23 protein-coding genes are annotated in these 23,518 nt (G+C 67.7%); 14 read left to right on the top strand and 9 right to left on the bottom strand.

All coding sequences use genetic code 11. The features are described 5' to 3' along the window. Positions 1-34: 34 nt before the first annotated feature. The gene (locus ACFTE1_RS11790; RefSeq protein ID WP_380623060.1) at positions 35-1,270 is read left to right on the top strand and encodes an ornithine cyclodeaminase; all 1,236 of its coding nucleotides are present in this window, start codon (positions 35-37) and stop codon (positions 1,268-1,270) included. A gap of 61 nt (positions 1,271-1,331) precedes the next feature. On the opposite strand, the gene ACFTE1_RS11785 is transcribed toward ACFTE1_RS11790, so the two are convergent. After that, complete coding sequence (locus tag ACFTE1_RS11785; protein WP_380623062.1) at positions 1,332-2,282, bottom strand: ROK family protein; 951 nt, start codon at positions 2,280-2,282, stop codon at positions 1,332-1,334. A 359-nt stretch (positions 2,283-2,641) separates the two neighbouring features. Between ACFTE1_RS11785 and ACFTE1_RS11780 the strand changes: the two genes are divergently transcribed. The 3 genes from ACFTE1_RS11780 (at position 2,642) to ACFTE1_RS11770 (ending at position 6,964) form a co-directional block, all read left to right on the top strand. After that, entirely contained in the window at positions 2,642-4,447 is a 1,806-nt protein-coding gene (locus ACFTE1_RS11780) for an AMP-dependent synthetase/ligase (protein ID WP_380623064.1), read from the top strand. A gap of 105 nt (positions 4,448-4,552) precedes the next feature. Next, entirely contained in the window at positions 4,553-6,223 is a 1,671-nt protein-coding gene (locus ACFTE1_RS11775; protein WP_380762719.1) for a sensor histidine kinase, read from the top strand. 66 nt (positions 6,224-6,289) lie between these two features. Continuing rightward, a complete protein-coding gene (locus tag ACFTE1_RS11770) occupies positions 6,290-6,964 on the top strand; it encodes a response regulator transcription factor (RefSeq protein ID WP_380623130.1) in 675 nt (224 codons plus the stop codon). Between the two features lie 45 nt (positions 6,965-7,009). On the opposite strand, the gene ACFTE1_RS11765 is transcribed toward ACFTE1_RS11770, so the two are convergent. Continuing rightward, complete coding sequence (locus tag ACFTE1_RS11765; protein WP_380623069.1) at positions 7,010-8,167, bottom strand: glycosyltransferase family 4 protein; 1,158 nt, start codon at positions 8,165-8,167, stop codon at positions 7,010-7,012. Between the two features lie 221 nt (positions 8,168-8,388). On the opposite strand from ACFTE1_RS11765, the gene ACFTE1_RS11760 reads away from it, so the two are divergent. After that, positions 8,389-9,699 (top strand): NYN domain-containing protein, encoded by a 1,311-nt coding sequence (locus tag ACFTE1_RS11760; protein ID WP_380623071.1) that lies wholly within the window; start codon positions 8,389-8,391, stop codon positions 9,697-9,699. 12 nt (positions 9,700-9,711) lie between these two features. On the opposite strand, the gene ACFTE1_RS11755 is transcribed toward ACFTE1_RS11760, so the two are convergent. Then, positions 9,712-10,134 carry an RDD family protein gene (locus ACFTE1_RS11755; RefSeq protein WP_380623073.1) on the bottom strand — a complete coding sequence of 141 codons (423 nt, stop codon included), beginning with the start codon at positions 10,132-10,134 and terminating at the stop codon, positions 9,712-9,714. A 188-nt stretch (positions 10,135-10,322) separates the two neighbouring features. Here ACFTE1_RS11755 and glnA point away from each other — a divergent pair, with 188 nt between their 5' ends. The 4 genes from glnA (at position 10,323) to ACFTE1_RS11735 (ending at position 13,798) form a co-directional block, all read left to right on the top strand. Then, positions 10,323-11,747 carry a type I glutamate--ammonia ligase gene (gene glnA / locus ACFTE1_RS11750; RefSeq protein WP_380623075.1) on the top strand — a complete coding sequence of 475 codons (1,425 nt, stop codon included), beginning with the start codon at positions 10,323-10,325 and terminating at the stop codon, positions 11,745-11,747. Positions 11,748-11,866: 119 nt separating this feature from the next. Then, positions 11,867-12,553, top strand: a complete 687-nt coding sequence (locus ACFTE1_RS11745) for an AzlC family ABC transporter permease (RefSeq protein ID WP_380623077.1) — start codon at positions 11,867-11,869, stop codon at positions 12,551-12,553. Further along, positions 12,550-12,855 (top strand): AzlD domain-containing protein, encoded by a 306-nt coding sequence (locus ACFTE1_RS11740; RefSeq protein WP_380623079.1) that lies wholly within the window; start codon positions 12,550-12,552, stop codon positions 12,853-12,855. Before ACFTE1_RS11745 ends, ACFTE1_RS11740 begins: the two co-directional genes overlap by 4 nt. Before the next feature lie 19 nt (positions 12,856-12,874). Continuing rightward, a complete protein-coding gene (locus ACFTE1_RS11735; protein ID WP_380623081.1) occupies positions 12,875-13,798 on the top strand; it encodes an MBL fold metallo-hydrolase in 924 nt (307 codons plus the stop codon). Positions 13,799-13,808: 10 nt separating this feature from the next. Here ACFTE1_RS11735 and ACFTE1_RS11730 read toward each other — a convergent pair whose 3' ends face one another. Next, positions 13,809-14,717, bottom strand: coding sequence for an SDR family oxidoreductase (locus ACFTE1_RS11730; RefSeq protein WP_380623084.1), 909 nt, complete (start codon positions 14,715-14,717; stop codon positions 13,809-13,811). 52 nt (positions 14,718-14,769) lie between these two features. On the opposite strand from ACFTE1_RS11730, the gene ACFTE1_RS11725 reads away from it, so the two are divergent. Then, positions 14,770-15,360 carry a TetR/AcrR family transcriptional regulator gene (locus ACFTE1_RS11725; RefSeq protein ID WP_380623086.1) on the top strand — a complete coding sequence of 197 codons (591 nt, stop codon included), beginning with the start codon at positions 14,770-14,772 and terminating at the stop codon, positions 15,358-15,360. 92 nt (positions 15,361-15,452) lie between these two features. Here ACFTE1_RS11725 and ACFTE1_RS11720 read toward each other — a convergent pair whose 3' ends face one another. The 3 genes from ACFTE1_RS11720 to ACFTE1_RS11710 all read right to left on the bottom strand — a co-directional run bounded on the left by ACFTE1_RS11720 (position 15,453) and on the right by ACFTE1_RS11710 (position 17,296). After that, on the bottom strand, positions 15,453-15,818 hold the full coding sequence (locus ACFTE1_RS11720; protein WP_380623088.1) for an ASCH domain-containing protein: 366 nt from the start codon (positions 15,816-15,818) through the stop codon (positions 15,453-15,455). Between the two features lie 193 nt (positions 15,819-16,011). Further along, positions 16,012-16,824 carry a hypothetical protein gene (locus ACFTE1_RS11715; RefSeq protein WP_380623090.1) on the bottom strand — a complete coding sequence of 271 codons (813 nt, stop codon included), beginning with the start codon at positions 16,822-16,824 and terminating at the stop codon, positions 16,012-16,014. A 100-nt stretch (positions 16,825-16,924) separates the two neighbouring features. Then, the gene (locus ACFTE1_RS11710) at positions 16,925-17,296 is read right to left on the bottom strand and encodes a hypothetical protein (protein WP_380623092.1); all 372 of its coding nucleotides are present in this window, start codon (positions 17,294-17,296) and stop codon (positions 16,925-16,927) included. A gap of 189 nt (positions 17,297-17,485) precedes the next feature. Here ACFTE1_RS11710 and ACFTE1_RS11705 point away from each other — a divergent pair, with 189 nt between their 5' ends. The 3 genes from ACFTE1_RS11705 to ACFTE1_RS11695 all read left to right on the top strand — a co-directional run bounded on the left by ACFTE1_RS11705 (position 17,486) and on the right by ACFTE1_RS11695 (position 20,080). Beyond that, positions 17,486-18,046 (top strand): GNAT family N-acetyltransferase, encoded by a 561-nt coding sequence (locus tag ACFTE1_RS11705; protein WP_380623094.1) that lies wholly within the window; start codon positions 17,486-17,488, stop codon positions 18,044-18,046. A 360-nt stretch (positions 18,047-18,406) separates the two neighbouring features. Further along, positions 18,407-19,045, top strand: coding sequence for an HD domain-containing protein (locus ACFTE1_RS11700; RefSeq protein WP_380623096.1), 639 nt, complete (start codon positions 18,407-18,409; stop codon positions 19,043-19,045). 75 nt (positions 19,046-19,120) lie between these two features. Then, positions 19,121-20,080, top strand: a complete 960-nt coding sequence (locus tag ACFTE1_RS11695) for a GlxA family transcriptional regulator (RefSeq protein WP_380623098.1) — start codon at positions 19,121-19,123, stop codon at positions 20,078-20,080. Here the strand turns inward: ACFTE1_RS11695 and ACFTE1_RS11690 are convergent. Continuing rightward, positions 20,056-20,892, bottom strand: a complete 837-nt coding sequence (locus ACFTE1_RS11690) for a transposase family protein (protein WP_380624886.1) — start codon at positions 20,890-20,892, stop codon at positions 20,056-20,058. The genes ACFTE1_RS11695 and ACFTE1_RS11690 overlap by 25 nt on opposite strands. Before the next feature lie 962 nt (positions 20,893-21,854). Here ACFTE1_RS11690 and ACFTE1_RS11685 point away from each other — a divergent pair. Continuing rightward, positions 21,855-22,160: a hypothetical protein gene (locus ACFTE1_RS11685; protein WP_380624888.1), complete on the top strand. Its 306-nt coding sequence runs from the start codon at positions 21,855-21,857 to the stop codon at positions 22,158-22,160. A 907-nt stretch (positions 22,161-23,067) separates the two neighbouring features. Here ACFTE1_RS11685 and ACFTE1_RS11680 read toward each other — a convergent pair. Next, positions 23,068-23,364 carry a hypothetical protein gene (locus ACFTE1_RS11680; RefSeq protein ID WP_380624890.1) on the bottom strand — a complete coding sequence of 99 codons (297 nt, stop codon included), beginning with the start codon at positions 23,362-23,364 and terminating at the stop codon, positions 23,068-23,070. Positions 23,365-23,518 lie beyond the last annotated feature (154 nt).

Raw genomic sequence — 23,518 nt, 5'->3', positions numbered from 1 at the left:
CTGGGCAGGGACGCATCGATACAAAGGACGTACAGTGATCTACACACGCACCGTCGAGCTGCGCGGGCATCTCATAGACCAAGGGATCTTCGCGCGCGTTCTGGACGACATCAACGAGTACAGCGGCGACTACGTGATCGAGCGCCTCGACGTGGGGCAGACCCACACCGAGGAGTCCTACTCGCAGATCCGGGTCACCGCCGAGAGCGAGGCGCAGGTGCAGCGCATCGTCATGCGCCTCCAGACCCACGGGGCCAACCCCCTGGAGCCGGGCTCGGCCTCCTACCGCCCGGCCCCGGCCGACGGCGTGTTCCCCGAGGACTTCTACTCCACCACCAACTTCGACACGCGCGTCCGCGTCGACGGGCGCTCGGTGGACGTGGACAATCCGGAGATGGACTGCGGTATCATCCTCTCCGACGACAAGAACCGCGCCTGGACGCTGCCGGTCTCGGACGTCCGCGAAGGCGAACTGGTCGTCTGCGGGTCCTCCGGCATCGAAGTGCTGCCGTTGAAGGACGACCGCTCGGACCAGGGCGACTTCGAGTTCATGACCTCGATCGCCTCGTCGGAGAAGCCGCAGGCGCTGCAGGTCAAGCAGATCGCCCAGCAGATGCGCGAGGTCAAGGAGCGCGGCGAGAAGATCCTGTGGGTCGGCGGTCCGGCCATCGTCCACACCGGCGCCGCACCGGCGCTGGAGGCCCTCATCGAGGAGGGCTACGTCGACGTCATCTTCGCGGGCAACGCCCTGGCGGCCCACGACATCGAGTCGGCCGTCTACGGGACCTCCCTGGGCGTCGACCTCTCCCACGGGCACGGCGTCCCGCACGGGCACGAGCACCACATCCGGGCCATCAACAAGATCCGCGCCTGCGGGTCCATCGCGGAGGCAGTGGAGTCCGGCGTCCTGCGCCAGGGCATCATGCACTCGATGGTCAAGCAGGGCAAGGAGTTCGTCCTGGTCGGCTCGGTCCGCGACGACGGGCCCCTGCCGGACGTCCACACCGACGTGATCGACGGGCAGCGGGCGATGCGCGCGGCCCTGCCGGGCGTCGGTTTCGCGATCATGGTCGCCACCATGCTGCACTCGATCGCCACGGGCAACCTGCTGCCCGCCAAGGTGCCGCTGGTGAGCGTGGACATCAACCCCGCCACCGTGACCAAGCTGGCCGACCGCGGCTCGGCCCAGGCCACCGGGGTCATCACCGACATCGGCCTCTTCTGCGAGCAGCTGGCCGCCGAGCTGGTCGTCGGCTACAAGCGCGACTGAGGCCGCAAGCGTGAAACAGCGGGGGCTCCCTGGTGGGAGCCCCCGCTGTCACGTCGTGTCCTCAGGCGTCCTCGGCCCGGGCGAGGTCGGCGGCGCCTATGACGCCGGCGTTCTGGCCCATGGAGGCGGGCCGGATGACGGCGTAGGGGGTCTCGCGGCGGGTGGCGAGTCCGTCGTTGCAGTAGCGGCGCACCGGGTCGATGAGGAACGGCCCCGCGTCGACCACTCCGCCGCCCAGCAGGACGACGCCGGGGTCGACGGCCTGGATGATGTCGGCGACCGCGTTGCCGAGGAAGCGGCCGATGAAGTTGAAGCCGCGCAGGGCGGTCCGGTCGCCGCGGCGGGCGGCCTCGGTGACCATGGAGCCGGTGATCCGGTCGGCGTCGCCCCCGGCGAGGTCGAGGAGGATCTCCGCCTCGTGCGGGTTGGACTTCGCGGCCTCCTGCGCGTGGAGGGTCAGGGCGTTGCCGGAAGCGTACTGCTCCAGGCATCCCCAGCGGCCGCAGCCGCAGCGGCGCCCGTCGGGGACGACGCGGGTGTGCCCGAGCTCGCCGGCGGTGCCGTGGGTTCCGCGGACCATCTTGCCGCTGACGACGAGCGCGCCGCCGATGCCGGTTCCGACGGTGTAGAGCACCGCGGTGTCGACCTCCTTGGCCGCGCCGAAGCGGAACTCGGCCCACATGGCGACGTTGGCGTCGTTCTCGATGTAGACGGGGAGGTCGCAGCTCTTCTGGATCATCTCGCGCAGCGGGACGTCGCGCATGCCCATGTTGGGGGAGTAGAGGAGTGTGGAGCGGTCGGAGGAGATCCAGCCGGCGGTGCCCACGCCGACCGAGGTGACCTCGTGCGCCTCGCTCAGCTCGGCGACGCACTCGCACACCGCCTTCACCAGCGCGTCTCCGTCCTGGGAGGGGGTGGGGCGCCGGGTGCTGCGCAGGATCTCGCCGGATTCGTCCACCACCGCCGCGGCGACTTTGGTTCCCCCGATGTCAACGCCGATCGTCAGGCTCACTGGTCTTTCCTTTACTCCTGGGACGGACACGTCCGTTTCATTCTCCTGTATAGCGGCCCACGACGTTGGGAGCACCACGTGGAACTCTACTCGGTGAAGTAACTTTACAGTTCGCCGGGGCCGCGCGAGCGGTTCGAAGTCGGCGATGTTAATAAATAATTATCGATACATTTCGGGTTAATCAGGTGGTAGGGGGGATGTTACTCACGAGTCACAAATATAACGAATTGGTTTAGATTCTTCGGTGACGGCGGGGACCAGCTTGCGGCGTGATCAGCTCCACCGGTAAGTTGGCTCATACTACGAGTTGACGAATGATAACAGCGCCGTTGTTAACGGCCCATGAACGGAGCCAGCCCATGCGCGAATTCTCTGTCCCCGAAGTCGTGGACGTCGCCCCCGAGGACAACACCTGCACCTCGCTGTGGCGGCTCGCGAAGGAGCAGCCGGACTTCGTCCTCTACGAGCGCACCCGCGACGATGGACAGACCTGGACCGCCGTGACGGCGAGAGAGTTCCTCGACGAGGTGATCGGGGTGGCCAAGGGCCTCGCCGAGTCCGGCATCGAGCCCGGCGATCGCGTGGGGCTGCTGTCCAGGACCCGCTACGAGTGGACGCTGCTGGACTACTCGATCTGGGCCGCCGGCGGCATCACAGTCCCCGTCTACGAGAGCTCCTCGGCGAAGCAGGCCGAGTGGATCCTCTCCGACTCCGGGGTCAAGGCCGTGTTCGTGGAGACCGGGCAGCACCGCGACATGGTCACCGGGCTGGTCGAGGGACTCGACACGATCTGGACCATCGACGAGGGGAAGGGCGCCGTCGCCGAGCTGACCGAGCTCGGGGCCGACTCCGAGGCCGACATCGACCGCACTCGCCAGATCCGCAACGCCGACGACCTGGCCACCATCATCTACACCTCCGGCACCACCGGCCGCGCCAAGGGCTGCATGCTCACCCACAAGAACCTTCTGGCCGACATCCGCAACGTCACCGCGGAGCTCCCCGGCGTCCTCTCCGACGGGGCCCGGATGCTCATGTTCCTGCCCCTCGCCCACGTCCTCGCCCGCATCGTGCAGCTGGCCGGTGTCGAGGGCCGCTTCACCATGGGCCACGTCCCCGACCGCAACAAGCTCACCCAGATCATGCCGGTCTTCAAGCCGACCGTCCTGCTCGCCATCCCCCGGGTCTTCGAGAAGGTCTTCAACGGGGCCCGCCAGAAGGCCGTGGACGGAGGCAAGGAGAAGCTCTTCGACAAGGCCGCCGCCTGCGCCAAGGAGTACTCGCGGGCCCTCGAGAGGCCCGGCGGCCCCGGCATCGGGCTGAAGCTGCGCCACAAGCTGTGGGACATGCTCGTCTACTCCAAGCTGCGCGCCGCCGTCGGCGGGGAGTGCACCGCCGCCGTCTCCGGCGGGGCTCCGCTCGGCGCCGAGCTCGGCCACTTCTTCCGCGGCGTCGGCATCACCATCTACGAGGGCTACGGCCTCACCGAGACCTCCCCGGTCCTGAGCCTCAACCTCACCAACGCCATCAAGGTCGGCACCATCGGGCGCCCCACGCCCGGCACCAGCCTCCGGGTGGCCGAGGACGGGGAGCTGCTGGCCAAGGGGCCCCAGATCTTCGAAGGCTACTGGAACAACGACGAGGCGACCTCCGACGCGATCGACCCCGAGGGCTGGTTCCACACCGGCGACCTCGCCGAGATCGACGACGACGGCTTCGTGACGATCACCGGCCGCAAGAAGGAGATCATCGTGACCTCCGGCGGCAAGAACGTCGCCCCCTCCGGTCTGGAGAAGGTCATCGACGCCAACCCGATCGTCGCCTGCTCCACCGTCATCGGCGACGGGCGCCACTACATCGCCGCGCTCGTCACCCTCGACACCGACTCGCTGCCCGACTGGCTGGAGCGCCACGGGCTCGACCGCGAGACGCCGCTGGAGGACATGGTGGACAACGCCGACCTCCTCGCCGACGTCCAGAAGTCGGTCGACCAGGCCAACACCACCGTCTCCAAGGCCGAGGGCATCAAGCGCTTCGCGGTGCTGCCTCACGTCTTCTCCGAGGAGTCGGGCGAACTCACCCCCAAGATGAGTGTGAAAAGGCACGTCGTCGTGAAAAAATATGAAAAGATAATCGACGACCTCTACGCGCAGAATAAGAACTAGGCCGCGCGCCAACGCGTTCCGGGCCGGCGCACCGCGCGCCGGCCCGCGCCGCGACCGGCGGACCGCGGCCGGAGGTCCCGACCGACGGAAGGACCCGGCGAGCGAATGGAAGACCCGAGCCAGAGCGAAGGCACCAGGCACTGGCGATCCCGCGCACTCTGGCTCAGGATCCCCCTGCTGGCGCTGGTGACGGTCCTCGGACTGGTCATCGCCCCGCCCGTCGCCGTCCTGCCCTGGGCCCTCGTCCTCGCCCTGGCCGCGTCGGTCTCCTTCCTCGTGCAGCCCCGGCACCGCCTCGCCCTCCTCGGACGCTTCGCCGAGGTCACCGTCGTCCTCCTCGCCTCCTGGTCGACCCCCGAACCCGGGTGGGTCCTGCCCTACCTCATGGCCCCCATGGCCGCCGCCGCCCTCACCGCGAACCTCGGGCCGCAGCGGATCCAGAAGTGGCCGATCGAGTCGATCCTCCTCTCGGTCTTCGCCGCCGCCGTCCTGGGCGCGCAGGTGCCCTACATCATCCCCGCGCTGCGCGACGAGTACCTGGTCGCCGCCGCCTCCGCCCTGGCCTTCGCCTTCGTCGCCGCACTCGTGGCCAGCTGGCTCGGGCACGTGCACCTCTCCCGCTCCGAGGACGCCGAACGCCCCTACGAGGAGGCCGCCGCGCTGCTCACCCAGCTGCGCGTGGTCGCCCGCCAGCTGCCCGGATCCACCCTCGACCCCGGCGGCATCGCCTCGGAGATCGTCGACTCGGTGGCCGAGGTGGAGGCCGTCGACCGCGTGGCCGTCCTCGCCGCCTCCTCGGGCCGGCGCATGGTCGTGCTCGCCGAGCACAACCCCGAGCGCGCCGACTGGGAGACCTCCCCGCAGATGAACACGATGATGGCCGACGCCTGGGCCGGCCAGAAGCCGCAGACGGGCCAGCTGCCCCTCTCCCGCTCCTCCTCCGGAGCCGTGTCGTCCATGGTGTACCCGCTGGTCGCCGAGGGCCGCACCGTCGCGCTGGTGGCCCTGGAGTCGGACGAGCCGGCCGCCGTCACCCCCGTCCTCATCCCGCAGATCGACGACGCCACCCGCGGGGCGGGGCTGCGCCTGGAGACGGCGCTCCTGTTCGAGGAGGTCCGCTCCATGGCGACCACCGAGGAGCGCCAGAGGCTGGCCCGCGAGATCCACGACGGCATCGCCCAGGAGCTGGCCATGCTCGGCTACGGGATAGACAACGCCATGTCGGACCTGCCCGAGGGCGCCTCCGAGGCCTCCTCCCAGTTGGAGGAGCTGCGTTCCGAGGTCACCCGCCTGGTCACCGAGCTGCGCTTCAGCCTCTTCGAGCTCAGGTCCAACGTCGACCGCAAGGGCGGCCTGACCTCCGCCATCGCCGACTACGCTCGAGCTGTTGGCTCCAGCGCGGGCCTGCGGGTACATTTGTCACTGGACGAGGGCGGAGCGCGACTGCCTGCCGGGACAGAGGCGGAACTGCTGCGCATAGCCCAAGAGGCGGTCACCAACGCCAGAAAGCACGCGCGGGCCCAGAACCTGTGGGTCACCTGCGAGGTCGACCCTCCGTACGCCAGGATCGAAGTGACCGACGACGGCCAGGGACTGGGGGGCGACGCGCCCGAGGGCCGCTACGGACTGGCGATCATGTCCGAACGCGCCGAACGGATCCGGGGGTCTCTCGAGATCCGTCCCCGTGAGCCGCACGGGACAACGGTCGCCGTCGTGTTGAACGCCTCAGCCCGGCCCGGAACGGGGAACGCCGATGCCGGGGCCGAGATCCCCTAGAGTGGTAGGGGAAGCAGGCCACCCGCCGGATTCCGCAGTGAGACCGTCAGAAGGAGAATGAGCACGATGAGCGCCGAGGCCGCCCAGGACCCAGCCAGCCAGATTTCAGTCCTCCTCGTGGACGACCACGACCTCATCCGCAAGGGCCTGCGGCACGCCTTCGACAAGGACCCCGACTTCACCGTCATCGGCGAGGCCGACACCATCGCCGACGCCCTCCGCCTGGGCACCCGCATGCAGCCCAACGTCGTCATCATGGACCTGCGCCTGCCCGACGGCTCGGGCCTCGACGCCACTCGCAAGCTCCGCAAGGCCCACCCGCACATGGGCATCGTCGTGCTCACCATGTACGCGGGCGACGACCAGCTCTTCGGCGCCCTTGACGCCGGCGCCAGCGCCTTCGTCCCCAAGAGCGCCCCGGCCGCCGACGTCGTGGCCGCGGCCCGCCACGCCTCCTCCAACCCGACGGCCTTCTCCGCCGCCGACCTCGCCGCGGCCATGCAGCGCCGCCTGACGCCCTCCGGTCCGCAGCTCTCCCCGCGCGAGTCCCAGGTGCTCAAACTGCTCGCCGACGGCCACTCCGTCGCCGGGATCGCCAAGCAGCTCTTCGTCTCCGAGTCGACGGCCAAGACCCACATCTCCAAGCTCTACGAGAAGCTCGGCGCCGGCAACCGCGCCCAGGCTCTCATGACGGCCCTCAAGCTCGGCCTGTTGGAAGCGCCCGACCAGCCCAAGTTCTGAGAACTCCCCGATCGGCGGAGCCGCCCGGAACGAGCGGTCCCCGGTCTAGGCCTGCTTCGCGGCGGCCACCGGGGCGGAGTGCTCCTCGCCGCGCAGGAGCCGCCGGAACCGCTCCGCCTGCACTTCCCAGCTCCACTGGTCCTCCGTCCACTCGCGTCCCCGCGCGCCCAGCTCGGCCGCCTTCGCCGGGTCCGACAGGAGCTCGGTCAGCCGGTTCGCCAGGGCGTGCTCGTCTCCGACGACGAATCCCGTACCGCCGTCCACGACGGCCTCGGGGGCGCCACCCGAATCACCGGCGACCACGGGCCTTCCCGAGGCGGCGGCCTCCAGGAACACCGCACCGAGTCCCTCGACGTCGAACTCGCTCCAGCGGCTGAAGCAGGGCATGGCGAACACGTCGGCCGCGGCGTAGTACTCCGGCAGCCGATCGACCTCCACCCCGCCGGTGAAGACCACGGCGTGCTCCACGCCCGCCTCCGCCGCCAGCGCCCGGAGGGCCGGTTCGCGCGGCCCCTCTCCGACGATCATCAGGCGGGCGCCGGGAACCTCCGCCCGCACCGTGCGCAAGGCCCTGATGAGCCGGTCCTGGCCCTTCCTCGGCACCAGGCGGGACACGCACACCACCAGCGGCCGACCGCCGATATTCCACTCGGCGCGCACCGCGCTCCCGTCCACGGCGGGGCCGAACCGCTCCAGGTCGATACCGAAGGCCAGCCGGCGCAGGCTCGTCCGGTCGCCCACCGCCGGGGACAACCGCTTGAAGGTGTAGTCGCCCAGATAGGTCATGACGTCTATATCGCGCGCGATGCGCTGCAGCATCCCCCGCGCCACCGGCAGGCGGGCCCACCCGGCCTCGTGCCCGTGGGTGAGCGCCACCGCGCGCTCGACCGGCGAGCGGCGCTTCACGTGCCCGGCGATCAGGCCCAGCGGGGCCGCCGCACCGAACCAGAGAGTGTCGCAGCCGTGGTCCCGGGCCAGCTGAGCGGCCCGCTTCCGGACGCGCCGGGTGGGGAGCAGCACCTCGGCCTCGTCGCGCACCACCGTGAAGTCCTGGGCGCGGTCGAACTCCGCCGCGCCATTCCCGGCGGAGGTGTACACGATCAGTTCCCGCGGGTCCAACCGCTCCGCCAACCCGTACACGAACGACTCGATCCCGCCGTACCGCGGCGGGAAGTCATTGGTGACCAGCAGCGTCCTCCCCATGGTGAGAACTACCCCCTCCGTCGGCCGACCACTACCTTATTCGAAACCATACTCCCTGGTACGACACGCCGTGGCGGCGAGTCTCAGGCTACTCGGTACTCTCCCGAACCTGCCTGGTACGGCAATGCCCCACAGTGGCAGACTATAGGCATGGCAGCCTTCACTACGCGACGCGACGAACCGGTGACGGTCGTGCGCCACTCCGCATCCGAGGGCCGCCCATGAGCGAAGAAACCACGGACCCCGCCTCGCCGCTCTTCCTGCCCGAGCCCGCGCGCCGACGCATAGTCGACCTCGCCGCGTCCACCCTGCCGGCCATGGGCCCCGCCGAAGTGCCCCCGCCACTGCGCAAATTCATCAAGTTCAACCAGCCCAAACGCGTCAAACTGGGCTCCACGGCCATCATCCGCGAACTCGAGGTCAACCCCGAGTTCCGCGAAAAGGCCGGCGGCGTCGTCTCCGGCTCCGGAGACGAACTGGTCCGCCGCTTCGTCGACGGCGACCCGCCGGTCCTCACCGAGCCCGCGCTCGCCGCAGCCCTCTCCTATCTCCTCCAACCCGACGGATGGCGCGACACCGCGGCCGCCGCCGTCGCCGCGCTGGAGGCCGAGAACCGCGCCAAACCAGAGCCCCCCGCTCCCGCCCCCGTCCCCGACGGCCAGGTCGAACGCCTGGAGAAGGAGAACACCAGGCTCCGCGACGCCCTCGCCGACCAGCGCAAGGCCGCCGCCGACCTGCACCAGCAGGTCCGGACGCTGCACCAGGCGGTCACCGACCTCACCGGGGAGACGGAGAAGCTCCGCAGCGACGTCGCCGCCGAGAAGGGCCGGATGAAGCAGGTCGGCAAGGAGCGCAAGGCCGAGCGGCGCCGGCACGAGGCCGAGCTGGCCTCCGTGCGGACCGAATTGGCAGAGCTGAAACAGCACGAGCGCGAGGACAAGCGCCTGGGCTCCACCCGCATGTGGCTCCTGCTGGAGACGCTCTCGGGCACCGCCGCCGGCATCCGCCGCGAACTGGGCCTGGACCCCGCCGAGACGCGTCCGGGCGACTATGTCGCGGCGGAGAAGGGCGCCGAACCGGAGACCATCGCCGCTCGCGCCCGGGGCCTCGACTCCCACGATCCGGCGCACCTCGACGAGCTGCTGGACCTGCCCCAGCCGCACCTGATCGTCGACGGGTACAACGTCACGCTCACCGCGTGGAAGGACAGCCTCACGCTCGAACAGCAGCGCGAGCGGCTCGTGCGGGGGCTGGGGCTGCTGGCGGGGCAGAAGAACGCCGAGATCACCGTGGTCTTCGACGGTTCGGACCCCGTCTTCGGGGCGGCGCCCTCCGCCCGGGGGGTGCGCGTGCTCTTCTCCGCGAAGGGCCGGATCGCCGACGACGTCGTGGTGGACCTCGCCCGCGCCGAGCCGGAGGGGCGGCCGGTCGTCGTCGTCTCCAACGACCAAGAGGTCCAGGAGCGCTCCCGCCGCGAGGGGGCCCGGATCATCCCGTCGATGACGCTGGTCAAGAGGATCAGCAGGTACTAAGGTACCGGGCGGTTACGAGTCCTTCACGGCCTGCACCATGACCGAGCCGGCGGCCCGGTCGTGCAGTCCGCGCCCGTACTGGTCGAACAGCGCCGGCACCGCCGGCAGCACCAGCGAGGTCAGGATGGCCCGCAGGAGGGCGCGGCCGAAGCCGATCGGACGGGAGTCCTCCGCCGAGATGCACTCGATGCCCATCCACTTCATCCCGAACGTCCGAGTCGAGGCCGTCAGCATGACGGCCGTGTAGATCCAGAACAGGACCGCCGTGTAGGCCGAGGGGCCGGCCGTGACGCCGCCCAGGGAGATGTTCGGCAGCACGTCCAGTGCCCCGGTGTACTGGAGGATCTTGATCGGAACCAGGCACAGGAGCCAGTCGATCACCACGTGGACGAAGCGGGCGCTGACCGAGGCCAGGGGAGTGGAAGAGGAAGACACGCCCACCAGTCTAAGAGGTGCGGCACGCCTCACCATGGCGCGTCCCGGCCGAGTACGACACGCTACAGGTCGGTCACCCCGCGGATTTAACAAAGTTGAAACAAACCTTTACCCCCGGGAAACGGATTCCGATTAAGCTGTTCGGCAGTACAGCGGTCAAGACTGAAAACCTACCGAGAGGGACGGCCATGTTCACCAGCCCCGAAGAACTCATCGCCTACGTCCGCGAGAACGACGTCGTCTTCATCGACGTCCGCTTCTGCGACCTTCCCGGCGTGATGCAGCACTTCAACATCCCCGCCGCCGGCTTCGACGAGGACGCCATGGCCGAGGGACTGGCCTTCGACGGCTCCTCCATCCGCGGGTTCCAGGAGATCCACGAGTCCGACATGCTCCTCCTGCCCGACGTGACCAGCGCCTACATCGACCCGTTCCGCGCTCAGAAGACCCTGGTCCTCAACTTCTTCATCCACGACCCGTTCACCCGCGAGCCCTACAGCCGCGACCCCCGCAACGTGGCCAAGAAGGCCGAGAAGTACCTCGCCTCCACCGGCATCGCCGACACCGCCTACTTCGGCACCGAGGCCGAGTTCTACATCTTCGACTCGATCCGCTTCGACACCAAGGCCCAGGAGTCCTTCTACCACATCGACTCCGTCGAGGGCGCCTGGAACACCGGCGCGGTCGAAGAGGGCGGCAACCTCGGCTACAAGCCCCGCCACAAGGGCGGCTACTTCCCCGTCGGCCCGGTCGACCACTTCGCCGACCTGCGCGACCAGATGGTCACCAACCTGACCGACGCCGGCCTCTCCATCGAGCGCGCCCACCACGAGGTCGGCACCGCCGGCCAGGCCGAGATCAACTACCGGTTCTCGACCCTCCTGAACTCCGCCGACCAGGTCCAGCTGTTCAAGTACATCGTCAAGAACACCGCGACCCGGGCGAACAAGACCGTCACCTTCATGCCCAAGCCGCTCTTCGGCGACAACGGCTCCGGCATGCACACCCACCAGTCCCTGTGGCTCGGCGGCGAGCCGCTGTTCTACGACGAGTCCGGCTACGGCGGCCTTTCCGACACCGCGCGCTACTACATCGGCGGCCTGCTCAAGCACGCCCCGAGCCTCCTGGCGTTCACCAACCCGTCGATCAACTCCTACCGCCGCCTCGTGCCCGGCTACGAGGCCCCGGTGAACCTGGTCTACTCGCAGCGCAACCGCTCCGCCTGCACGCGCATCCCGGTCACCGGCACCAACGCCAAGGCCAAGCGCGTCGAGTTCCGCGTCCCGGACCCGTCGGCCAACCCGTACCTGGCCCTGTCCGCCATGATGATGGCCGGCCTCGACGGCGTCAAGAACAAGATCGAGCCGCCGGCCCCGGTCGACAAGGACCTCTACGAGCTGGCCCCCGAGGAGGCCGCGGACATCGCCCAGGTGCCCGACTCGCTCGACAAGGTCATCGACAACCTCGAGGCCGACCACGACTACCTCACCGAGGGCGGCGTGTTCACCGAGGACCTGATCGAGTCCTGGATCTCCTACAAGCGCGAGAACGAGATCGACACGTTCCGCCTGCGTCCGACCCCGCACGAGTTCGACCTGTACTACGAGGTCTAGCACCTCCGAACGTCAAGGGCGGCCGCGCGAGCGGCCGCCCTTCTCCGTGCCGGAGTGCGGAATTCCACGGGGCGGAAAAGCGGTGGCCGCCGCCGACCCGCCGTCCCTACCATTGAGCGGTGTTCAGTCGCTCGGTCTTCCAACAGATCATTCCACTGGTGATCGGCTCGGCGATCATAGGCGTCTCCTTCGGCGCCATCGCCACCTCCAGCGGCCTCGCCTGGTACGAGGCGAGCCTGATGAGCCTCACCGTCTTCGCCGGGGCCTCCCAGTTCGCCGTCGTCTCCATCGGCGCCACCGGAAGCGCCGTCCTCGCCGTCGCCGCCGGCCTCGTCCTCAACGCCCGGCACCTGCCCTACGGCCTGGCCGTGGGCGACATCTTCTGGCGCAAGGGCGTCTTCGCCACCCTCCTCGGGCCGGTCTTCCTCATCGACGAATCGACCGCCTACGCGCTCAAGGCCCGCGACGGAGACGAGGCCCGCGTCGGCTTCTGGACGCTGGGCCTGAGCTTCTACCTCTCCTGGAACGTCGGCACGCTCCTCGGCGCCTTCGGGGGCGCGTTCATCGACGACCCCAACGCCTTCGGGCTCGACGCCGCCATGCCCGCCGCGCTGCTGGCCCTCATCCTCACCAACCTCCGCGACAAGGCCACCCTCGTCGCCTCCGTCGTCGGCGCGGCCTTCGCCCTCGCCGCCACGCCCTACCTCCCCGCCGGAGTGCCCGTCCTCCTCGCCCTCGCCGGCGTCGTCGTCGCCTACTTCCTCGAATCCGGCCGCGAACGCACCACCGAGAAGGAGACCGTATGATCCCCGCCATCCTCGCCCTCGCCGCGGGAACCTACGCGCTCAAGGCCTCCGGCGCCGTCCTCCGCGACAGGCTCACCCTCTCCGATCGGGCGGAGAAACTGCTCAAGATCGCCGCCACCGCCGTCATCGCCTCCCTCGTCGTTACCTCGATCGTCTTCTCCGGGAAGGACTTCGCCGGATGGGCCCTGCCGATCGGCGTCATCGTCGGGGGAGTGGCCGCCTGGTTCCGGGCGCCGTTCGCCGTCGTCATCCTGACGGCGGCCTTCGTCACCGCCTCGCTTCGCTTCCTGGGCGTGAGTTGACCTCGGCTAAAATCGTTCCATGAGCACATGGACGGAATTGGCCTCCGGCGTATGGGTCTGGCGGACCTCCGCCCTCGACCTCTCCCTCGGGCTCGTCGTCGGCGACCACTCCTGTCTGGTCATCGACACGGGCGTGGACTCCGAGCACGGCTACGAGTTCGCCCGGGCCGTCCGAGAGATCACGCCCCTGCCCTGGCAGGTGGTCTACACCCACGACCACTACGACCACTGGTTCGGCACCGAGGCCTTCGGCGAGACCAAGGTCTGGGCCGTCGGCGCCGTCGACACCTACCTCTCCCGGGGCCGCCTGGAACGCGAGAAACTCTCCGTCCGCTACCGCAAGGACGGCGAAGCCGACAAGGCCCGCCGACTCGGACGCACCCGGCTCGTCCCGCCCAACTCGCCCCTCGTCGGCACCGTTCCCGTCGACCTCGGCGGACGCACCGTCGTCCTCCGCCAGGCCGGCTTCGCCCACTCCGACAACGACGCCGTCGTCGAGGTCTCCGACGCCTCGGTGCTCTTCGCCGGAGACCTCTTCGAGGCCGGCGCCGACCCCTCCTTCAGCGACGCCCACCCCCAGCAGTGGGCCGCCGTCGCCGACTACCTGCTCTCCTGGAAACCGCAGCACGTCGTGCCCGGCCACGGCGACCCGCAGGACTACTGGTGGGCGCGCCGCCAGGCCCGCGACTTCGCCGAGGCCGCGCGCCTGGCCCACGAGGTGCGGACCGGGCTCATCACCGCTGACGAGGCCGCCGCGCACGCCCCCTTCTCCGAGGCGACCATGCGCACCGTCATCGCCCGGACGGCCGAGTTCCCGTCGGCCCCTCCCGCCCCGGCGCCGGAACCGCAGATCCATCCCGCGCCGCAGCCTCCCCAGGTGCGGCCCCAGTACATCGAGGAGATCTGGATACCGCCCTTCCCCGATCCGCCGGAGCGGAACTGAGGGACCCGGATCAGCGGTACCCGGCGGTGTCGGCCGGCCTTCCCTCGCCCGCGACCTCCACGATGTACCGCCAAGCGTCCGGCCGCGAACCGTCCACGTCCGTGAACCCGTACTCCCTCGCCAAGCCTCCGCTCGACAACGACTCGCCGTTCCACCGCGCCCGGTCCGGGTCGCCGGCCAGTGCCGCCACGGCCCGGCCGACGAAACGCGGGGACTCCGAGATCGCGAAGTGGGGCACCCGTTCGCAGGCGTCGCGCCAGTTCTCCTCGCTCACCCCGAAGCCCTCGAGCATCATCTCCGACCGCAGCCAGCCCGGGGTCAGGGACACCGACGTCGCCCCGTGCTCCTCCATATCCCTTCCGTGCGACCAGCCCATGCGGTTCACCGCCGTTTTCACCAGGTCGTAGAAGGGATTGTTCCGGTAGTGGGCGGCGTTATACTCCGCCGTCCCGTCCGTCATCTCCACCAGGAGCCCGCCGGGGCGCTCGAGGAGCAGCGGGAGCGCGTAGTGGGCCGTGATGAGGTGCGTGTCGATCCCCAGGCGCAGCAGGCGCAGGCCGTTGTCCAGATCGTGCTCCCACACCGGCTTGTCGAACTCGAAGAGCTTCTCCCCGCCCCAGACGTCGTTGACGAGCACGTCCAGACGACCCCGCTCCTCCCGGACCCGGTCGACCAGCGCCCGGACCTGCTCGGGGACGAGGTGGTCGGTCGGCACCGCGATACCGGTCCCACCCGCCTCCTCGACCAGCTCGGCGGTCTCCTCGATCGTCTCGGCCCGCCCGTACTCCGACGCGTGCTCACGCGTGGTGCGGCCGGTGACGTACACCGTCGCCCCCGCCGCGCCGAGCTCGACGGCGATGCCGCGCCCCGCTCCGCGCGTCGCCCCGGCCACCAGAGCGACCTTGCCCTCCAAAGTCATGGTCTTCCCCCTCGCTCGAGTTTATAAACGTCCGTTCGTTTATACTATATGCATGCCACGACCCAAGACCAAGTCCGACGGCGAGGTCCTCGACGTCGCACTCGCCCTCATAGCCGAGCGCGGCCCCGAGTCCTTGACCTTCGCCGCTCTCGCGCGCGAGTCCGGACTCTCCGCCGCCACCCTCGTCCAGCGGTTCGCGAACAAGGCGGCGCTCGCCCAGCGCACTCTGCTGCACGCCTGGGACCGACTGGACGACGCGACTCGGGAGCTGGACGCGACGGCGCCCCCCACGCCCCGGGGAGCGATCGACCTGTTGATCGGGCTCTCCGAGGAGCACCGCGATATCGAGGCCTACGGGAACGGGTTGATGCTGCTTCGGGAGGACGTGCGAGACCCGGTGCTCCGGGAGCGCGGTGCCGCCTGGGAGGTCCTCCTGACGGCCGCGCTCGACAGACGGTTCGTCTCGGTGCCCGGCGCCCCGGCCGGTGTCGGCTACGCTCTGGCCGCCTACTGGCAGGGTTCGCTGACGTGGTGGGCCTTCCGCGCGGACCGTCCCTTGCGGGACTTCCTGTACGAGAAGCTCCACGAGTTCATCGCCATGCTGGGAATGTCCGATACCGGGGAACGGGACTCGTCCCGGTGAACTGACAGAGGGGCCATCATCCGCTCCGGACGCGGGCACTGGCACCTCGGCGTCGCCGGGACGCGGCCGTTCCGGCCGGGAAGGCGGGTCGGCTACCCGGACCGGGCGCCGTTGCCGTCAGTCAGATGGAGGGCGACCACTCCGAGTGCCTCCCGTTCCGGCGGGTACATTTCCCGCAGTCCCACGATCTGGTCGTTGACGGACATGGACGGGTTGATCGACGCGGGGTCCTCGGCCCGGTACGCGTCCGGGAACGACTCGTACACGTTCACCGCTTCGACGGTCATGGGAAGCTCCGTCTCCCCGTTAGCGAACACGACCAGGTCGCCGACCCGGATGCCGCTCCTCTTCTTGTCCAACACCCGTATCTCGACCGTCTTCACTCCTGAGGCCACACGGTCGATATAGGGGCGGTCGAGCCGCATGGTGTGCACTCGCGGTCCTGGCTTCGCGCTCACGGTCGTCCCCTCTCAAGCCGACGTCGTCCGGAGGACTCATGGCCAGCCTAGTGGTTGTACACTACTTCGTCGCGCCCGACGCCGATTTTCACCGGCGCGGGTGGCTGAGCATCGCTCGCATGGGAGGCGCGTTCCGGCTGGGGGAGTGGCGGTTCGGGCGCGGCGCCCTGTCGGGTCGCCACAGTGGATCGGCCTATGCGTCGTCCTCGGCCGTGTCGAGAGGAGGCAGGCGGACGGTCTCCAGCCCGGTGTCGGCCTCGACGGCGGCGAGCAGTTCGGACGGTCCGGAGACCTGAGTCCCCCACAGATCCGTGTCCGTCGTCATGAGCCAGGACCGGTCCGACGGCCAGATATTGGAGGGACTGTAGGGCATCCAATGGTGTTCGAGCTCCTCCAACGTGCCGAGCGTCCCCTGGAGGATGTAGAGGTCGTCGAAGTCCCCCGTGTACAGCTGGCAGTAGAAGGCCATCACCACGGTGTCGGAGCCCGCGTGCTCCCTGAGGACCTTCGCCAGAGCTCGGAAAGACTCGATGTCCAGGCTCCCCTCCGTCGGGGGCTCGATGGACGTCGGCCATGACCCGTCCATTTTGGCCGACGGGAACGCCCGGTAACAGGGCGGCAGTCCGGGCGGCGAAATCGGGTCTCCCGTCCTTTCGGCCAGCTCCCTCCACGGAAGGCGCCGCCAGCCTGTACCCGGGTGCTCGGACCACCCCATGCTTCCGCCGGTCACAGTCATCCCGTGTCCGTCTTCGAGCTCGTTCCAGTCGCCGATCACCAGGGGCGGTTCGGCTCCCGAGGCGAGGTCCCGCCGGTGCCGTTCGTGGTGGGATTCCCGGGCCGTGCCGGTCGTTCGCTCGTACATCGCGTTGAGGATCCACAGCCCGTCGTGGTCCGTCGGGCGGGGGTGAAATCCCGTCACCGCTGATCCGGACAGGCTGTTCAACCAATCGGCATGGTCTCGGGCGCCGACGGGGCCCCACCCTTCGACGCTTTTGCGGTCTTCCATCACGTGCTCCAGTCTTCCACCGCGGATTCGGCCGTCCGAACGGGACAGGATTCGTCCCCGGCCTTCACTCCGTCGGGAGTCAGAGGGAGTGCCGTACCCGTCACCAGGCGGGAATCCTGTACAGACACCACGCGGCGGTTCCCATCGACGCCGCCGAACCGACTAGGTAGGCGACGGCGGAGAACGTGCGTCCGATCTGGTGCGCCGTATGCGCGGCGACGACGGGGAGGGCGGTGAAGGCTACGGCCGTCAGACCCAGCACCGCATAGACGGCGAACCACATCGGAGCCCAGCTCCAGGTCTCTCCCCGGAGGGCGCTGTAGGCCAGCACCAGGGTATTGCAGGCCAGGTAGGCGAAGAGCGGAGTGAGGATCCATAGGATCGTCAGGCCGGCCAGTCTATTCCCGGGGCGGTCGATGTTCCGTTTGGTCAAGGCTTGCCGGACGTCGGGGTGCGTCGGAGGGGGAGGCATGGACCCAAGGTATCCACGACCTCCCGTTTCCACCAGGGGACTGTAGTCTATGTTGCGTCACGATTCGATATATACCCTGCGGAATCGCGCGCTCCACCTGATGAAATGAGACCGGTGCGGGCGTTGGCCGCCGGTCGCCCGGATCGGTCCCGCACATGAGCCGCTTTGAGCGGGGTGGACAATGCAGAGATGGTCGTGACTCCGCAGCTTCCTCCCTGGCCTTCCGGGCCGCTCGTGCACAACGCCGTCAAACTCCGTCGCTTGCGCGAGAGCGACGTGTCCATGGCACGCGAACTCTCAATGGATCCTTACGTGCCCGCAATCGGTTCGCTTCCCGCCGAGGCCGACGACGCGGAGGCCCTGGCGTGGGTGCGTCGGCAGTGGGCGAGATACGAAGAGGGGGCCGGGTTCTCCTTCGCGATCGCCGAGGCGGATACCGATACGGCGGTCGGCCATTGCGGACTCTGGCTAAGAGAACTCGAGTACGGACGCGGGACCGCCGGTTACTCGATCGTTCCGTCCGCGCGGGGGCGCGGGTACGCCGCCGACGCGCTGGCCGCTCTAACCGCCTTCGGTTGGACCGTTCCCGGGCTGTTTCGGATCGCGCTGTTCATAGAGCCGTGGAACGCCGGTTCGGTGCGGACGGCCGAGAGGGCCGGTTACTCGCGCGAAGGGCTGCTGCGGAGCCACCAGACGATCGCCGGAACCCGCCGGGACATGCTGCTGTACGCCGCCGTCCGTTCCGATTAGATCGCTTCTCCCTTTCCCGGTACCGGTTCCACCGGATCACCGACGCACTCTCGGTCGGGCGGCGACTGAGACCGCAGACTCTAGTCGTCGACTGTGACGAGGCTTTCGCGTCGCTTCTTGAAGGCCCTGCAACACCATGCCTTCGACCGCCCCGGTGTCGTTTGGAGTCCGTCGTCGTCAGAGGAGCTCTAACCGGAAGACCTCGGAACCTGTGCTACTCGGCATCGGAACCGGAGATGTCCGAATCTGTGGGACAGTGGTCCGGATAGACGGTGCCGGTCGACCGCGTGAACCGCGACAATGGACCGGGACCAGAACCTACTGAGTCTCGCAACGACCTTCAGAATGCGAGGAACCAGCGTGTCCGACACCATCGCAGGACTCACCGTCCCCGATACCGAACTCACCCGGGACGCCACCGCACTCGTGCGTAGTGCCTCCGACGACCTCCTGTTCGACCACTCCCGCCGAGTCTTCTTCTGGGGCATGCTCAAGGCCGGCGCTCGCGGTCTCCAGGTCGATCCCGAGCTCGCCTATGTCGGCGGCATGTTCCACGACCTCGGTCTCACAACGGCCTATCGCACGTCCGACCGGCGTTTCGAAATCGACGGAGCCGAGGCGGCGTACGGTTTTCTTCGCGACCACGGCCGCGGCGAAGAGGAATCTCGCAACGTCTGGCTGGCCATCGCCCTGCACACCACGCCGGAGGTGCCGCACCATCTCGCTCCCGAAGTCGCCGTAGTGACCATGGGCGTGGAGACCGACGTGCTCGGTCTCGACCTCGACCAGATCACCACGGATCAGCGCGACGAGGTCATCGCAGCCCACCCCAGGCCGGACTTCAAGAACGGCATCCTACGCGCTTTCTACCAGGGCATGGCCGATCGGCCGGGTACCACCTTCGGCACCATGAACGACGATGTCCTGGCACACTTCGACCCTGACTTCCGCCGAGAGAACTTCGTCGAGATCATCCAAGGGAACGCCTGGGAAGAGTGAACGGACGCGCGGACGTTCCGCGCGCCATCGTCGGGCCGATAGCCGCCGACCGCGGACCGAAGGAGGAGGTACACGATGCACAACAGAGAGATCGTGTTCGTCCTGTTCGACGGCGTGAAGATGCTCGACGTCACCGGGCCGGCGGAGGTCTTCGCCGAGGCCGGCAAGTTCGGCGCCGATTATGAACTGAGATACGCCTCCGTGTCGGGCGAGCCGGTCCGCACTTCGATCGGGACCCGGTTCGCGGTCGACACGGCCGCGGACCGGGTGGCCGACACTGACACTCTGATCGTCTCCGGCGGCGACGACTTGGTCGACCACCCGATTCCGCGTGGCCTGCTCGACGCGGTTCGCCGGCTGGGGCCCCGCTCGCGCCGGTTGGTCTCCATCTGCACCGGTTCCTTCATCCTGGCCGGTGCGGGCTTGCTCGACGGCCGTCGCGCGACCACCCACTGGCGCCACGCGGACCTGCTCGCCCGGGCTCATCCCGCGATACGGGTGCGGCCCGACGCTCTCTTCGTCGAGGACCGGGGCGTCTACACCTCCGCCGGCGTCTCGGCCGGCATCGACCTGGCGTTGGCGCTCGTCGAAGCCGACCACGGGCCGGACCTCGCCAGGGACGTGGCCCGCAACCTGGTGATGTTCATGCAGCGGCCGGGCGGACAGTCGCAGTTCTCCGAACCGCTCGCGATACGTCCGCCGCGCACTCCGGCCTTGCGCGCAGTCGTGGATCTTGTGGCGGCCGAACCCGCTCGTGCTCACACCACGTCATCCCTGGCCCGCGTGGCCGGTGTCTCTCCAAGGCACCTGACGCGGTTGTTCGCCGCGGAGCTCGGTGTCTCACCGGCGCGATTCGTCGAACGGACTCGACTCGACCATGCGAAGAGGCTCCTCGACGGCGGGCACAGCGTATCCCAGGCGGCGAGGGCCTCGGGTTTCGGCAGCCCGGAGACATTGCGCCGCACCTTCGTCGCACGCTTCGGTATCCCGCCCAGCCAGTATCAGGAGCTTCATGCAAAAGCCTCTTCTGGGTGAATCGCGTACTGTTCGAGTTTCATGACGGTCTGTGAGGTTCGGTAGAGGTAGCGGAGGGGTCGGCGGTAGCCGGTGGCTAGGATTCGCCAGTTGCGCAGGTGGGAGATGCCTCGTTCCACCGCGGCGCGGTGGGATTTGATGCCGCGGTTGAACTCTCGCTCCTCCTCGGTCAGGTTGCGGTAGGCCGGTTTCCGGACTGGAGTGATGGGTACTTTCCCGATGTAGGCCTTGTCGCCGAGCATGCCGGGACCTTCAGGGCTGCAGTGGACCCTGTAGACCTTGTCAAGGCCGGTGTCGGTGAACGCGCGGGAGTCATGGACTGATCCCCGCAGCGGTGGGGAGAGTTCTATGACCCGGCCGTGGAGGGTGGCGATGGCCTGTAGATTCGCTCCGGTGTCGTGGCGTTTGCCGGAATAGAGGCCGTCGAACCACTTCCGCTCCCCGGTGGGGACGAGGAACCCGTCGACGATCAGCGCCTCGGCCAAAGCAGCGGCCCGCAGGCGCGCCATGAGGTCGTCGAGCAGGACCGACACGACCGGTTCCAGCTCCTTGATGTAGCGGGAGACAGTGGATTGGGAGACGAGGAAGTGTTCGCCAACGGCTTCTTGACAGTCGTTGCGGCGCAGGTAGTTCACGGTGACGACCACGGCCATGAACACCGAGAGGGACTTCTGGCGTCCGGTGGCCGGCTGCCACGGCCCGATCGTTCTCTCGACCCCGTGCGCGAGAGATGCCAGTTGCCTGTAGGACAGACCGGTCGTATGGTCAAGAGGAGGCAGCGCCCTGTTCTTGATCGCTTCTGTTGTTTTCATATCCCAGCGATCTCACGACGGGCGCTGCCGTCGCCGCCAGGTTCCCGACTCGCGAGTAGTCAAATCCCCTGCACACGCAGCATGCCACCCACACGAGACAATTGCATGAAGCTCCAGGAGAGATTCGGTACGAGCAGACCGCGATGAACGGATGTCGGCAAGTTTCACTTTCCCGACTACCTCGCAACCGCGCGAGCGCGCTCTCCGGAGATCCCCGCGCCGACTGCGGGACCGCGCTCGCCATTGACGGCCCAATGGCGACTACCGCTTGGAGGACCGCCAATACCTAGGGTCGGCCCGCCATGTCAGGGTGCCCGCCTTGATTCAGCCGACCCCGTCCAGTACTGAGGTGTCCATCTGGCGCCAGGTCGCCGCTTTCGCGCTGTCGCCGGCACCCGGCCCGAATGACTCGGCGATGTCGCCGTTCTCTAGGTCTGTGTGACAGCGTCAGGGCGGCTGCTGCTGGGACGACGGCTAACGCGCAGGATGACTCGGGTCCGTACTGGCTGGTAAATTGATTAATTCGGGGTTCCGGAGGGTGAACTGTGGGAGCGTCGGACGTATGGACGAAACGCAACACCTTGAGATTATTCGCGGGCTTGCACTCGTGGCTGCGGCTGAGGTACAGCGGCTTCCCAAATCCAGCCCAGGCAGATCCCCGACGAGCGAGGAACGCAATGACGAACTCTTTGCCAAAGCTGATGAATTCCTCCACGGGTACATCGAACAAGGTCGCAGATCGAGTGGGGGAGAGTTTGGTGATTCGCCCGGATAGCGCCATTGTCACACCGGACGCGTACGCTCACCGCTAGCACCGGGCTTGGACAGGGCCGAGGGGTACGCCCTCATTTCGCCTCCGTTGGATTCGCGCGGGGTGAGTTTCCCGCCTAGATGTAAGGTTTTTGTGTCTGTCTCGTTTCAGCCCTGAAGCATTGATAGTTGGTGTGGAGAGGAGCAAGACAATGGAGAACACGCATGAATGTGTCCTGAAGTTCGGTGACTTCGAGATTCAAGGACGATTGAAGGATGTGATGTACGTCGTCCATGAATACGAGGGGAACCCGCACCACACCTTTGTGACAGTGATCCTGGAAAGCCCGCCGAGCTTCGAGGAGAAGGACGCAATCGAGACTTCTCATGATTGTCGTCTTGAAATCTCAGGAACTCCGTATGAATATTTCATGCCCCGCTCGAACGACGATGAAATCAGGGGCAGGATTGCTGATCCCGAAGCACTTCAGCTCTATTCAATGCTATTGAGTTCCTAAGCCCTGAATAGTGGGGCAGTTTTTCTGCCCCCAGCTCTGCGGTCCTGACGTGATGGCCGAGTACGCGACCTGTAGCGAACGCCGGCTACATCTGCCATGACTGAGCGGACCGGCTCCAGGCTCGCCTCCAATGAAGCGCCGCCAACGCCGACGAACACGGCATGACGTTCATTCGCCAGGAACCCATCAGCGACGGCACCGGCGACCGCGCCTCGGCCGAGACGCCACTCCAGGTCAACCTCGACGTCTCCGAGATCGGCTGGGTCTTTCGGAACACGCTCGACACGTGGGCTCGCCGCGTCCTTGCCTCACGCGGCCATGACGTGCCTGCCGATGGCTTCGCGGCCACGTCCGGCGGATCCTTTGCCAGTCGTTCGCTTACGACAGCCGCGCCTAGAACCACTATTTCGATCTTGTCCCAGTGGCATCGCGATCGCGTCGTCCCTCCACCGTTGGCCCCTAGGCCTAACCGTGACGACACGCGCGCAAGGTCAACCGCCACGGGGCATTAGGGGGCAATCGGTCGAGACGCGGAAATTATGGCCTTGAACTGCGATAACAAGTATGAAGTCAATTGAACGGCCTAACCTTCCCCGCCTACCGCCCTATCGACGTCGTGTGGGCCACCGCGCCACGCATGAAAGTGTCGAGCCATCGGGGCGCCCATCTGCTTTCGGCCGTGCGGCCCGTCTGGCGGTTCATGGGGCGTTCCACTGTGCGGTTCCGATCACGTCGCTGCCGTCGCCGCCGTCGCTCGTAGTGCGGTCCCAGAGGTGAAACGCCAACCACTGTCCGTCGGTGAACTCACGATGCTCCGGCAGCCTGGAGAGGGGACCTCCTGTCTCGGACTCTTTTGTGTGCTGCACAAGAGAACGAATGGGAGGTCCAGTTCGTCGCCAGACGAGTTCTAGGGCGTGTCCGAACGCGGGGCCTCCACGCCGGCCCCGGCGGGAAAGTCCCCTTCACCGTGGCCCTCTTCGGGTCCCCGCCAGTACAGGACACCGTTGTCAAAGTCGGCGTTTGGGTAGGCGATGACGATTTTCCATCCCTTGTGGCCAGGCGGATCGTCCGGGGGAGTTAGCCCGAGTTCCAGCGCGTACTCGGTCAGTTCGCGCGCGTCCAAGTCATCGACCTTGGACCAGAGGTCCGCCATGACTTCCGGGCTCGCCACTACCGGGCTGTGCGGATCGGCCTCATTTGTCATTCTTAATTTCCTCTCCGGTTCCTTCGGCGCATCTGTGATGCAAGGTATCCGTCTCTGGTACCTACGTATACGTAGGCGAAGACGCCATCGGGGATGATTTGGGGAAAATGCTCATAGCACTTGTTCGATACGGAGCGAACGTGCAGGTCATTTC

Origin of the sequence: Salininema proteolyticum (genome assembly GCF_042685645.1) — a bacterium.
Lineage (GTDB): Bacteria > Actinomycetota > Actinomycetes > Mycobacteriales > Micromonosporaceae > Salininema > Salininema proteolyticum.
Note: the sequence above shows the minus strand (reverse complement) of the source record. Positions and strands in the feature narration are given on the sequence as shown.

Excerpts from the sequence above, each read along its gene's own strand:
- ACFTE1_RS11780 (WP_380623064.1), top strand. The coding sequence starts at position 2,642 with ATGCGCGAATTCTCTGTCCCCGAAGTCGTGGACGTCGCCCCCGAGGAC.
- ACFTE1_RS11775 (WP_380762719.1), top strand. The coding sequence starts at position 4,553 with ATGGAAGACCCGAGCCAGAGCGAAGGCACCAGGCACTGGCGATCCCGC.
- ACFTE1_RS11770 (WP_380623130.1), top strand. The coding sequence starts at position 6,290 with ATGAGCGCCGAGGCCGCCCAGGACCCAGCCAGCCAGATTTCAGTCCTC.
- ACFTE1_RS11765 (WP_380623069.1), bottom strand. The coding sequence starts at position 8,167 with ATGGGGAGGACGCTGCTGGTCACCAATGACTTCCCGCCGCGGTACGGC.
- ACFTE1_RS11760 (WP_380623071.1), top strand. The coding sequence starts at position 8,389 with ATGAGCGAAGAAACCACGGACCCCGCCTCGCCGCTCTTCCTGCCCGAG.
- glnA (WP_380623075.1), top strand. The coding sequence starts at position 10,323 with ATGTTCACCAGCCCCGAAGAACTCATCGCCTACGTCCGCGAGAACGAC.
- ACFTE1_RS11740 (WP_380623079.1), top strand. The coding sequence starts at position 12,550 with ATGATCCCCGCCATCCTCGCCCTCGCCGCGGGAACCTACGCGCTCAAG.
- ACFTE1_RS11735 (WP_380623081.1), top strand. The coding sequence starts at position 12,875 with ATGAGCACATGGACGGAATTGGCCTCCGGCGTATGGGTCTGGCGGACC.
- ACFTE1_RS11730 (WP_380623084.1), bottom strand. The coding sequence starts at position 14,717 with ATGACTTTGGAGGGCAAGGTCGCTCTGGTGGCCGGGGCGACGCGCGGA.
- ACFTE1_RS11725 (WP_380623086.1), top strand. The coding sequence starts at position 14,770 with ATGCCACGACCCAAGACCAAGTCCGACGGCGAGGTCCTCGACGTCGCA.
- ACFTE1_RS11715 (WP_380623090.1), bottom strand. The coding sequence starts at position 16,824 with ATGGAAGACCGCAAAAGCGTCGAAGGGTGGGGCCCCGTCGGCGCCCGA.
- ACFTE1_RS11710 (WP_380623092.1), bottom strand. The coding sequence starts at position 17,296 with ATGCCTCCCCCTCCGACGCACCCCGACGTCCGGCAAGCCTTGACCAAA.
- ACFTE1_RS11705 (WP_380623094.1), top strand. The coding sequence starts at position 17,486 with ATGGTCGTGACTCCGCAGCTTCCTCCCTGGCCTTCCGGGCCGCTCGTG.
- ACFTE1_RS11695 (WP_380623098.1), top strand. The coding sequence starts at position 19,121 with ATGCACAACAGAGAGATCGTGTTCGTCCTGTTCGACGGCGTGAAGATG.
- ACFTE1_RS11690 (WP_380624886.1), bottom strand. The coding sequence starts at position 20,892 with ATGAAAACAACAGAAGCGATCAAGAACAGGGCGCTGCCTCCTCTTGAC.
- ACFTE1_RS11685 (WP_380624888.1), top strand. The coding sequence starts at position 21,855 with ATGGAGAACACGCATGAATGTGTCCTGAAGTTCGGTGACTTCGAGATT.
- ACFTE1_RS11680 (WP_380624890.1), bottom strand. The coding sequence starts at position 23,364 with ATGACAAATGAGGCCGATCCGCACAGCCCGGTAGTGGCGAGCCCGGAA.